Here is a 10,665-nt window from a genome sequence, read left to right as displayed (position 1 = left end):
CGCGGGTACGCCACCAGCCGGCGGGAATGATGATGCTCCAGCACACCGCGTGCCATATCCAGGTGGCGGCACGCGAGTCACGCACGGAGTACTCGTGGACCGCCAAGGTGCCGCCCGCTCGCAGCAGCGTGCGAAGCGACCGCAGTTGACGGTCCGGGTCGGACAGGTTGCGCACGAGATACGCCGCGAAGATCGCGTCGAACGGTCCAGTGATGCCGTGCTGGGCGAGTTCTTCCACCGGGGCATGCACGAACCGCACCGACGGCGGCCAGCGTTTTGCCAGCGCCGCGTCGAGCATGCGTTGTGACGCGTCGACGGCGACGATGTCGGCGTGCGGGGCGACGGTCAGCAGCGCTGCCGTCGATGCGCCGGTGCCGCACCCGGCGTCGAGGAGCCGTAGCCCTCGGCCGCCGTCGGGAAGCCGCAGGCGTCGCGCTGAAAGGCGAAGATGCGCATGGTATTCGGGATTGGCGTTGACGAGCCGGTCATAGGCCGCGGCGCCCGCGTCGAATGCGGCCGGCACATCGCCGGGTGCCAGGCCGACGCTATTGGCGCGCACGTCGACGCTCCCAAAGCAGCAACACCGCGGTGACGAGGGCAAAGCCGAACAGGAAATCTTCGATTGGGATGTCGAACGGGAATCGCAAGCCGGTGATGTGCCGGTCGTCGTACATGACGATCGGAGCACGCAGCTTCGTCAACCAGCCATCGACCAAGATCTGAAATCCGCAGACGATCAGCATCGACAACCAGTAGGCGCTGCGGCGGAATATTCCGGTGTGCAGCACGCCGAATTCGAGTGTGCACACCGCGAGCACGGCGAGGACGGCGGGCGCGGTGTAGCCGATCATCGCCGGTGGTCCAGGACGGCGCTGACCGCGTTGTAGGTCAGCAGTGCGCACAGCGGAATGACGATGAAGAACAACACCTCCTCGATCGGCACATGGAAGGGGATGAAGGCGCCGAGGATGTAGGTGGGATTGTACGTCCACACGTGCGCGGCGATCGCCGCTTCGTCCCACAGTAAGAACACTGCGGCGACGGGTAGCACCGCGCGGGCGATGCGCACGGGTTTGCGGTACACGCCGGGGCCGAAGAACTCCAAGGGCGCCGTAATTGCCAGGCACGCGACGAGGACGAGCAGGTATTGCCACCGATCCACTAGGACCTACCTGGTTGGTGAGCGCTGGCCGGCCGCAGGGTGCGAGCCTGCCACGAATGGATCAGGCCGGCGCCGGCGACCCGCAACCGGCGGGCGGCGCCGACGGTGGCGCGTCGGCTGAACACCGCGAAGTCGCTGTCCTCAATGCAGTCCAGAATCTCCGAGTACAGCGTCAATGCAGTTGCCACGCAAGGGCGCGAGCGCGGCGCAAGCATCGCGATGCCGCCGGCCGCGTAGCGGTAGATCTGTCGAGTGAGGTCGTGTTGCTCGGCCAGGGCGCGGCGTACCCGGGAATCGGTGCGGCGATGGCGGTGACACCACATCAGTACCTCACGGTCGACGCCGTAGGCGGCGAGCTCGTCGGCTGGCAGGTAAACCCGGTGGCGCACAAGGTCTTCGTCTATGTCGCGTAGGAAATTCGTGAGCTGGAAAGCTGTCCCGAGCGCGGCAGCGTATGGTGCGGCCTCCTCTGCCGCGCCTATGGTGCCCAGGATCGGAAGGAGTTGCAGGCCAATCGCTTCCGCCGAGCCTTTGATGTAGCGGTTGAGTGCGGCGCGGTTGGGATAGTCGGTGATGGTCAGATCCATCCGCATCGAGGTCAAAAAGTCATCGAACAGTTCGGACGCGATGCCGTAACGGCGTGCGGTATGGGTGACCGCCGCCAGCACGGGATGGTCGGGGTGATCGCCGCCGGTGAAGAACTGGTCGCACAAACCTTGCAGCCGCTGCGCCCGGACGCTGGTGTCCAGGTCTGGGTTGAGGTCGTCGAGAATATCGTCGGCGTAGCGGGCAAAGCCGTACAACGCGTGCACGGCCGGACGCTGATCTGGGGCCAGTAGCCGGGTGGCCAGGAAGAAGGTACGGCCGTGTGCGGCGTTGATTTCGCGGCAACGTCGATACGCCTCGCGCAGCCACGCGTCGCCGATACCGGCAGCATCCAGCTCGGCGCGGATCATCGCAGTGCGGCTTTCGTGATGACGCGTCGCGTCGACCGGTCGACGGTGCCGGTGATCCGGTCGGCGGCGAGTCGCCCGGAGATCAAGGCGGTCGGCACACCCACGCCGGGCACCGTGGAGGATCCGGCCAGCACCGCGTTGTCGACGCCCCGCACGGTGTTGGCCGGGCGGAACGGCCCGGTCTGAGCGAACGTGTGAGACAGCGCGAACGGTGTTCCGGCCGCCATACCCTGGCGTGCCCAGTCGGCGGGAGTGACGGCGTGCAGGACATGGGCGTCGTCACGCAGGCCCGGCAGCAGCCGGTCTGCGACGACGTCGAGGAGTTGTTGGGCGTAGTCCTCGCCGGCGCTGGACCAGTCGATGCCATGGTGGGTGAGGTTAGGCGCTGGCGCCAGGACGTAGAGCAGGTCGCGACCGTCCGGAGCCAGGCTCGAGTCGCTGGCGGTGGGCCGGGTGACCAGCAGCGAGGGATCCTCCATCAGCCGACCGTCACGGACGATGTCGTCGAACGTCTGCTCCCACGCCTGACCGAACACGATGCTGTGATGCGCCACTTCCGACGGCATGCGCCGACAGCCCACATGGACGACAACCGCCGACGGCGCCGGCCGCAGCTTTCCCAAGCGACGTGGCCGACGGCCCAGCAGCGCATAGGTTTGGGGCAGCTCCGTGGTCAACACCACTGCGTCGCAGGGTATTCGATGACCCTGGTCGGTGCGCACAGCCACGACGCGGCGCTCAACGCGGTCGAGTTCGGTGACGGTGGCACCGTGGTGGAATCGCACACCGGCATCAATCGCCGCGGCCGCCAGCGCATCGGGCAGAGCCCGCATCCCGCCGCGCGGAAAGAAAACGCCGGCGACGGTATCCATGTAGGCGATAACGGCGTAGACCGCCAGAGCATGCTGAGGCGCGACACCGGCGTAAAGCGACTGGAAGGTGAACACCCGCCGCAACCGCGCGTCGCTGATGTAGCGCTTGACCATGGTGTCCCACTTGCGGAATCCGCCGATCGCGGCCAGCCGCGCCAGCTGCGGAGTGAGCAACGACAGCGGAGAGTCGAAGTTTCTGGCGATGAACCCGTCGAATTCAGTGCGGTACAACCGGGTCAGCCAGTCCCGCAGCCGGCGGTAGCCGGCGGCCTGCGTGCCGTCGGCGAATTCCGCTATGGCCGCGGCCATCTGCTCGGGATCGCTGTGTACGTCCAGGCTGCTGCCGTCGGCGAACACCGCGCGGTAGGCCGGATCGAGCGGCAGCAGCTCCAGCCGCGCCGAGCGGTCTTCACCGACGGCGCCGAACGTGTCGTCGATGATGTCGGGCATGGTCAGCACCGTGGGGCCGGTGTCGAGCCGGTAGCCGTCAACATCGAGTCGGCCCGCCCGCCCCCCGGGCCAGGGTTCGCGCTCGACTACCGTGACTTCCCGGCCGCGACCGGCCAGGTGCAGCGCGGCTGACAGCCCGGCCAATCCCGCGCCGACCACGACCGCACGATCGCTGCATCCGGCTACAGTGCGCATCAGCGGGCGGCTTTCTCCGACGAGCGGCTCATTGGGTTCGGTCCGTGCACTCGACGGCCATGTTGTCCAGCGCGCTGCGAACCGATTCGTCGACGTCCATGTGTCCCAGTTCGTTTCGGGCGGATTCCACCCGGCGGGCGATCATCTCCTCGACCCATTGCACCGCACCCGTCGCCACGATCAACGCCCGCCAGCGCTCGAGCGCGCCGTCGTCGATGTCGTCGCTGTTCATCAATTCGGTGAGTTGACGGCGAGTCGGTGCGTCGGCCAGTTGGTGTGCGGCCATCACAACGCTGGTCGGCTTGCGTTCGATCAGATCGCCGCCACTTGGCTTGCCCGTCGTTGACGTCAACCCGAAGACGCCAAGCACGTCGTCGCGCAGCTGGAAAGCTTCCCCTACCGCTGCGCCGTATCGGCCAAGCCCCGACATCGTGCGATCGCCGCACCCGGCCATCGCGGCGCCGATCTCCAACGGCCGACGCACCGTGTAGTTGCCCGACTTGCGGCGCGCGATATCGAGCACGGCCTCCATGGTCGGCAAATCCCTGGCGTCGCTTGCCAAGTCGGCGAACTGGCCGATCGCCAGCTCGGTGCGCATGGCGTCGTAGCGCGGCCAGGCCTGCTGCCGCGGGCGTGGCGCCACGCCGCTCTCGCGCAGCATCTGTTCGGCCCAGATCAGGCACAGGTCGCCGAGCAGGATCGCCGCCGATTCACCGAACCGCTGCGACGATCCGGATAACCCGCTGTCGCGGTGCCACCGGCTGAATTGGACGTGCGCCGCGGGACGGCCGCGCCGCGATGGCGACGCATCCATGACATCGTCTTGCAGCAACGCGAAAGCCTGCAGCAGTTCCAGACTGGCAGCGGCCCGCAGCGCCGCGTCGCTGGAGAACGTTCCGGCCAACCATCCCAGGTACATGAACGTGGATCGCAGGCACTTGCCGCCGGCCACGAACTCGGTCAATATGTCGCCCGCCACGTCGACGCCTGCATCGTCCAGCTCGACGCACCGCTCCGCGACGAAATCGGCAATGTGGGCCAGCACGGCCTGCCGGACACCGTTTCGCCACGCGCCGAACCTGGCGGGGTCCGGCCAGGATCGTTCCGGTGGCGCGGTCGGAACCCGGACCCGTGCGGGCGACAATTCGTAAACCTCGCCCACCGGCGCCCCTCTCATCAGCTGTGATTCCCGCCGGCCCGAACGGCTCGAGGTCACGCTGGGTACCCAGCGGTTGCGACGCCAAACACTGGCCGTATGAGGAGCCGCCAGCTCGTCGGCGTGCGGTGGCGCGTCACTTCCGGCAGCAACTCCCTCGCAATGCTTAACCTTTAAGTTAGTGAATGACTCTAGCAGTGGCCAGTGGGCGTGTCCAAGTCCGCATTCACCTACCGTGTGGCCATGAACGCTGCTCAGCTCGAGCGCAGCGCGCTCGTCGACACCTTGCGAGCTGTCGGGCCTGACGCGCCGACGCTCTGCGCGGGATGGACCGCCCGCGACCTGGCTGCTCACCTGGTGGTCCGGGAACGGCGTCTCGATGCGACCCTCGGGATCGCGCTGCCCATGCTCGCCGACTACACCGCCAGGGTGCAGGCCAAGACGGCCCAGTCGCACTCCTTCGAGGAGCTCGTCGAGATGGTGTCGTCCGGTCCGCCGCTGTATTCCCCGTTCAAGCTGCTGGATCCGGTGGTGAACGCCGCCGAGATGTTCATCCATCACGAGGACGTGCGCCGTGCCGGTGACGGCTGGCAGCCACGCAAGCTGGACCAATCGATCGTCGCAGCGCTTCGTCGGCCGCTCGGCTTGATGAGCCGGATGACTCTCGGGAAGGCACCCGCGCAGGTGCGCCTTCAGGCACCTGACGGCCAACAGATCGGCCGTGTCGGGCGTGGTGATGTGGTGACAGTGACCGGCGAACCGCCGGAGCTGCTGTTGTTCGTCGCCGGTCGCGATGCCGCCCAGGTCGAGTTCGACGGAGACCCCGACACCGTGGCCGCCGTCCGGACCGCCCGGCAGGGTCTGTAGTCGCTTTACAACGCCATGCACACCGGCGGTGCGAACTACCGGTCCGGCAGTGCATGCTCGACGATCCGCACCCGCGGACGGGGTTGACGTTCATGGCGTTTGGCGGCCAGGTAGACCTGCGCGGTTTCCTCGGCCACGGTGCGCCAATCGAAATCAGAGGTGAGCCGTTCGCGGGCGGCTCGGGCGCGCCACTGGGCGGCGGGGGGATCGTCGAGGGCCGCGCGCACCGCGGCGGCCAGCCGCGCGACGTCGCGTGGCGGGCAGGACAGCCCGGTCTGTCCGTCGCTCACCGCTTCGCCCAGACCGCCGATGTTCGAGGTGACCAGGGGGGTGCCGGCTGCGGCCGCCTCGAGCGCCGCGAGCCCGAACGGCTCGTAGTGGCTAGGCAGCACCGCGAGGTCGGCGCGGTGCAGCACCGCCAACAGCTCGTCATGATCGAGCCGCCCCGCGAACGTGGTCGCCTTCAGCACTCGGTGTTTGCGGGCCTGCTCGACCAGCCAATCCTGCTGGGTGCCGTCACCAGCGATGGTCAAGATGGTGCCGGGATGGGTGCGCCGGATCCGCGGCAACGCGGCGATGAGGTCGTGCACGCCTTTCTCGTATTCCAGCCTGCCGACATACAGCAGTTCGGGCGGACCGGTACGCGGGCGGCGCGGCGCGAACGGCCAGCGATCGGCGTCGATACCGTTGCGGATCACCGTGATCTCGGCGAGGCCGGGCCCGAACAGCTCGGTGATCTCGTCGCGCATCGACCCCGAACAAGTGATCAGCGAATCGGATTCGCGCACCAGCCAGGACTCGATCGCATGCACCTGACGGCTTATCGCGCCGGACACCCATCCGGAGTGTCGACCGGCCTCGGTCGCGTGAATAGTGGAAACCATTGGCACGTCATAGAATTCGGACAATGCGATGGCCGGGTGGGCCACCAGCCAGTCGTGAGCGTGCACCACGTCAGGGCGCCAGGGCCGGTTGGTGCGCTGCTGTTTCAACGACAGCCCGGCGCGGATCATGGCATGGCCCATGGCCAGTGTCCAGGCCATCATGTCGGCACTGAAGCTGAACTCGTGCGGATCCTGCGCGGCTGCGACGACCCGGACGCCTTCGCTGATGTCGTCGGACGATGGGTGTGTGCTCGGGTCGGTGCCGGTGGGACGGCGGGACAGCACGACAACGTCGTGGCCGGCGGCGGCCAACGCGCTCGACAAGTGATGGACGTGCCGGCCGAGCCCGCCGATCACCACCGGCGGGTATTCCCACGACACCATGAGGACTTTCACCCGGCTGCCCACCTTCTGCGCGAGTGGGCGTGCCGCGGTGGCACCGTCATCGCGGCAGCCTTCGCGCGTCGAGCGCCCCGAACAGCCCGTCGGCGCGGTTCCAGCCGTCGGCCAGCCGCTGAGCGACCTCGCGCCGGCCCGACGCCAGCGCGCCGGCGATTTCGCGGGCGGCGTGCGCATGCAGGTGCGCCCGGTATCGCGCGTAGTCAGCCGCGGAGTCTTTGCTGACCATGAATGGCCAGTCGCTGGACACGGTGAGCAGCGTTTCCCGCAGGATCTGGTCGGCGATGTGATCACGCGGCGTGGGGCCGTCCAGCGACGCCGTCTGGGCCAGCGCCTTGTCCACGGTGGAGAGCGCCGTGTCGACCACTTCGGCGTTGAGGTGTACCAGATCGGCCACCTTCTCGCCCGCCCACACTTGCCAGTCTTTGCCCGAACCCCAAGAGCTGGGTGGTAATTCGACCGCTGAGCCGACGAACCCGTCGGCGAGCGCGTCGGAGAGCGTGCCGACACGCACCCCGGCCGCCGGCAACGCTCGCAGCACCCGCTGCAGCCATATCGGCCCCTCATACCACCAGTGGCCGAACAGTTCGGTGTCGAAGGCGGCGATGACGTGCGCCGGCCGGCCAATGCGCTCAGATTCGTCGATCAGGCGGCGGTGAACCACGTCGACGAAGTCGGTGACATGGGTGTCGACGGTGCGGTCGGCCCGCTCCGGATCGTAGGGCGCCTTGGCGTCCGACGATACGTTACGGCCGGTGACCCGCGCGGGCTTCAAGCCGGTGAGGTGGTCGTAGGTGTGGAAATCGCGGTAGGCGGCATGGCCGGGGTAGCCGGATTTCGGCGACCACACCCGGTAGCTGACCTGCAAGTCGCGGCCGAACGCGACCACGTCGGTGTCACCCACCGGGCGGCCCAGCGCGGTGTCGCCGCGCAGCGAGGGGCCGTCCACCATGAAATGCGTCACTCCGGCCGCGGCGTAGTCGTGTTCCATGCCCGGGGCATAAGCGCATTCGGGCGCCCAGACCCCGGCAGGGGTGTGTGCCAGCCGTTGGCCCGCGTCGGCCAGGCCTTCGCGTAACGCGAATTCGCGCAGCCTGGGATGCAGCAGCGGCTGGAATGGGTGCGCCAGCGGACCGCCGAGTAATTCCACCGTGCCGGCGTCGATAAGGGCGCGCAGCAGCGGGCTGGCGCCATGCCGCCACAGGGTGGCGAAGTCGTCGAGCGCCTGATCAGCCTCAGCGGATTCGCGAATCCCAAAGGCGCGCAAGGCTTTCGGTGAACACGCCGTCACCGGCCCTGATGACGCACCCGGCCGCAGGCTGGCGGCCTCGGCCGCGCGCAGCCGCCAGTTCGCCAGCCAGTGGTACATGCCGTCCAGGCAGTAGGGGTCGTCGAGCTGAGCGGTGACCACCGGCGTCATCCCGAGCGTGATCAGCCGGTGCCGGTCCTCGTCGGCCAGCGCGCGCAGCACCCGCAGCAGCGGCAGGTAGGCCGCCGACCAGGACTGGTAGAGCCATTCTTCGCCGACCGGCCAGCGGCCGTGGTGAGCCAGCCACGGCAAATGGGTGTGCAGCACCAGGGTGAACAGACCCGGCACCCGGCCAGTGGCTGGTTCGCTCACGCGCGCACCGCAATCGCGACCAAGTCGAGGCTGTCGTCGATATCCCGGTCGCATGCCTCCACGATGTCGAAGTCGGCTGTGGTCACGGCGGCGACGTCGGCCAGCAGCTCAGCCGGCCATGGCGCATCGGCCACCGCCCGCGCGATCTGCGCGGCGATGATCGACCCGCCGTGCCGGGCGTCCATCTCCTGTAGCCGTGGCCCGTGGAAGACCCCGCTCGTCGTCACTGCACAAAACCCGTTGTCGACCAGCAATTGCGTCAGCTCGCCAGCGTTGAGCTCGCGAGTGTGAAACGGGTTGATCGGGGTGCCGCGGCCCGGCGAAAACGTAATGCGGTTCGGTGTGGATACCATCAGCGTCCCCGCGCGGCGCAGCACCCGGGCGCACTCGCGCAGAAACTGTCGCTGATCCCACAGGTGTTCGATGACCTGAAAGCTGACCACCGCGTCCACCGAACCGTCGGCCAGCGGCAGCTCGGTCAGGTTGGCATGCACCGCCTGCACCCGCGGGTAGCGGGCGCGGACATGGGCCACCGCGGCGTGGTCGTAGTCGACTGCGATGACGCGGCGCGCCACGCCGGCAATCAAATCGGCACCATAGCCTTCACCGCAGCCCGCCTCAAGCACCTCGCGGCCCGCGCACCGCTGCGCCAGCCGCTGGTAGACCACCTCGTGGCGGCGGAACCAATAGTTCTCCTCCGCCAGGCCCGGCACGGTGCGCTCGCCGGTCAGCATCAACGCGGCGTCCGTCGAGGGCGGCGAGTTGACGCTGACCGGCTTCTTGATGGCGTTCATTGGTAGGCAGGCTATCCTGAAGAGCCCCGTCGGCGAATGGTTCACCTCCAGACGGACGCGGGAACACCCCCTCGGCGACAAGGGGAGGAGCCGGGCAGTGGGTCTACCAGCACCCGCTATGGTGTGAGAGCGAAACCGCACAAAAAGTTACTGTCTAGTAACTTGCGGCTGCACACACGTATCCGAGTCTTGCCGCTGCCGGCTGCAGGACTCTTTCGAGGAGGACGAACCACAGTCATGACGAACATCGTGGTCCTGATCAAGCAGGTCCCAGACACTTGGTCGGAGCGCAAGCTCCGCGACGACGATTTCACCTTGGACCGCGAGTCGGCCGACGCCGTGCTGGACGAAATCAACGAGCGTGCTGTCGAAGAGGCGCTGCTGATCCGCGAAAAGGAAGCCGCCGACGGTGTCGAAGGCTCGGTGACGGTGCTGACCGCCGGTCCGGAGCGGGCCACCGAGGCCATCCGCAAAGCGCTGTCGATGGGCGCCGACAAGGCCGTCCACTTGCTCGACGACGGCATGCATGGCTCGTGCGTCGTCCAAACTGCCTGGGCGCTGGCTCGCGCGCTGGGCACCATCGAAGGCACCGAACTGGTGATCGCCGGTAACGAGTCCACCGACGGTGCGGGGGGCGCAGTGCCGGCGATCATCGCCGAGTACCTGGGCCTGCCGCAGCTGACTCACTTGCGGAAAGTGACGGTCGAGGGCGGCAAGATCATCGGTGAGCGCGAGACCGACGACGGCGTGTTCACGCTTGAGGCGTCACTGCCCGCGGTCATCAGCGTGAACGAGAAAATCAACGAGCCGCGGTTCCCGTCCTTCAAGGGCATCATGGCCGCCAAGAAGAAAGAAGTCACCACGCTGACGCTGGCCGAGATCGGGGTGGAACCCGACGAAGTGGGTCTGGCCAACGCCGGCTCGAAAGTGTTGGCGTCGAACCCCAAGCCGCCCAAGACCGCCGGCGAGAAGGTCACCGACGAAGGTGACGGCGGCACCAAGATCGCCGGGTACCTGGTCGGCCAAAAACTCATCTGACGCCCCCTACATCGAAAGACACGGAAAACAAGCCATGGCTGAAGTACTGGTGCTCGTCGAGCACGCTGAAGGCGCGCTGAAGAAAGTCACCGCCGAACTGCTGACCGCCGCCCGCCGGCTGGGCGAACCCGCCGCCGTGGTGGTCGGCACGCCCGGCACAGCCGAGCCGCTGATCGACGGGCTCAAGGCGGCCGGCGCCGAGAAGATCTATGTCGCAGAGTCCGACGTCGTCGATCAGTACCTGATCACCCCGCAGGTCGACGTGCTGGCC

The 10,665-nt window shown here is 67.6% G+C and carries 11 protein-coding genes and 1 pseudogene; 3 read left to right on the top strand and 9 right to left on the bottom strand.

Annotation, left to right across the window (positions count from 1 at the left end):
* The 6 genes from ACFE99_RS16875 to ACFE99_RS16850 all read right to left on the bottom strand — a co-directional run.
* Positions 1–559, bottom strand: a 559-nt coding sequence (locus tag ACFE99_RS16875; RefSeq protein WP_375487258.1) for a class I SAM-dependent methyltransferase, incomplete at its 3' end; no start/stop codon positions are given.
* The gene (locus ACFE99_RS16870; RefSeq protein ID WP_375487256.1) at positions 546–851 is read right to left on the bottom strand and encodes a lycopene cyclase domain-containing protein; all 306 of its coding nucleotides are present in this window, start codon (positions 849–851) and stop codon (positions 546–548) included. The genes ACFE99_RS16875 and ACFE99_RS16870, both read right to left, overlap by 14 nt.
* Positions 848–1,162: a lycopene cyclase domain-containing protein gene (locus tag ACFE99_RS16865; RefSeq protein ID WP_375487254.1), complete on the bottom strand. Its 315-nt coding sequence runs from the start codon at positions 1,160–1,162 to the stop codon at positions 848–850. Before ACFE99_RS16865 ends, ACFE99_RS16870 begins: the two co-directional genes overlap by 4 nt.
* The gene (locus tag ACFE99_RS16860) at positions 1,162–2,118 is read right to left on the bottom strand and encodes a phytoene/squalene synthase family protein (protein ID WP_375487252.1); all 957 of its coding nucleotides are present in this window, start codon (positions 2,116–2,118) and stop codon (positions 1,162–1,164) included. Before ACFE99_RS16860 ends, ACFE99_RS16865 begins: the two co-directional genes overlap by 1 nt.
* Positions 2,115–3,635 carry a phytoene desaturase family protein gene (gene crtI, locus ACFE99_RS16855; protein WP_375487250.1) on the bottom strand — a complete coding sequence of 507 codons (1,521 nt, stop codon included), beginning with the start codon at positions 3,633–3,635 and terminating at the stop codon, positions 2,115–2,117. The genes ACFE99_RS16860 and crtI overlap by 4 nt, the downstream gene beginning before the upstream one ends.
* Before the next feature lie 28 nt (positions 3,636–3,663).
* Positions 3,664–4,797, bottom strand: a complete 1,134-nt coding sequence (locus tag ACFE99_RS16850) for a polyprenyl synthetase family protein (RefSeq protein WP_375487248.1) — start codon at positions 4,795–4,797, stop codon at positions 3,664–3,666.
* A gap of 237 nt (positions 4,798–5,034) precedes the next feature.
* On the opposite strand from ACFE99_RS16850, the gene ACFE99_RS16845 reads away from it, so the two are divergent.
* Positions 5,035–5,658 (top strand): TIGR03085 family metal-binding protein, encoded by a 624-nt coding sequence (locus tag ACFE99_RS16845; protein WP_375487246.1) that lies wholly within the window; start codon positions 5,035–5,037, stop codon positions 5,656–5,658.
* A 35-nt stretch (positions 5,659–5,693) separates the two neighbouring features.
* Here the strand turns inward: ACFE99_RS16845 and ACFE99_RS16840 are convergent, their stop codons facing one another.
* From ACFE99_RS16840 to ACFE99_RS16830, 3 genes are read right to left on the bottom strand one after another with little or no spacing between them, the layout of a single operon-like run.
* A complete protein-coding gene (locus tag ACFE99_RS16840; protein WP_375487244.1) occupies positions 5,694–6,938 on the bottom strand; it encodes a glycosyltransferase family 4 protein in 1,245 nt (414 codons plus the stop codon).
* Positions 6,939–6,984: 46 nt separating this feature from the next.
* Positions 6,985–8,538: a 1,4-alpha-glucan branching protein domain-containing protein gene (locus tag ACFE99_RS16835; protein WP_375487260.1), complete on the bottom strand. Its 1,554-nt coding sequence runs from the start codon at positions 8,536–8,538 to the stop codon at positions 6,985–6,987.
* Positions 8,539–8,558: 20 nt separating this feature from the next.
* Positions 8,559–9,356, bottom strand: a complete 798-nt coding sequence (locus tag ACFE99_RS16830) for a class I SAM-dependent methyltransferase (RefSeq protein ID WP_375487242.1) — start codon at positions 9,354–9,356, stop codon at positions 8,559–8,561.
* A gap of 237 nt (positions 9,357–9,593) precedes the next feature.
* Between ACFE99_RS16830 and ACFE99_RS16825 the strand changes: the two genes are divergently transcribed.
* Both ACFE99_RS16825 and ACFE99_RS16820 read left to right on the top strand, forming a co-directional pair.
* On the top strand, positions 9,594–10,394 hold the full coding sequence (locus ACFE99_RS16825; RefSeq protein WP_375487240.1) for an electron transfer flavoprotein subunit beta/FixA family protein: 801 nt from the start codon (positions 9,594–9,596) through the stop codon (positions 10,392–10,394).
* A 34-nt stretch (positions 10,395–10,428) separates the two neighbouring features.
* Positions 10,429–10,665: pseudogene (locus ACFE99_RS16820) on the top strand (electron transfer flavoprotein subunit alpha/FixB family protein); the annotation flags it as partial.

The sequence above is a fragment of the uncultured Mycobacterium sp. genome, assembly GCF_964249325.1.
Lineage (GTDB): Bacteria > Actinomycetota > Actinomycetes > Mycobacteriales > Mycobacteriaceae > Mycobacterium.
This window is presented reverse-complemented; position numbering and strand designations above follow the sequence as displayed.

Coding starts and splice junctions, on each gene's coding strand:
- ACFE99_RS16870 (WP_375487256.1), bottom strand. CDS start 851: ATGATCGGCTACACCGCGCCCGCCGTCCTCGCCGTGCTCGCGGTGTGC.
- ACFE99_RS16860 (WP_375487252.1), bottom strand. CDS start 2,118: ATGATCCGCGCCGAGCTGGATGCTGCCGGTATCGGCGACGCGTGGCTG.
- crtI (WP_375487250.1), bottom strand. CDS start 3,635: ATGCGCACTGTAGCCGGATGCAGCGATCGTGCGGTCGTGGTCGGCGCG.
- ACFE99_RS16845 (WP_375487246.1), top strand. CDS start 5,035: ATGAACGCTGCTCAGCTCGAGCGCAGCGCGCTCGTCGACACCTTGCGA.
- ACFE99_RS16830 (WP_375487242.1), bottom strand. CDS start 9,356: ATGAACGCCATCAAGAAGCCGGTCAGCGTCAACTCGCCGCCCTCGACG.
- ACFE99_RS16825 (WP_375487240.1), top strand. CDS start 9,594: ATGACGAACATCGTGGTCCTGATCAAGCAGGTCCCAGACACTTGGTCG.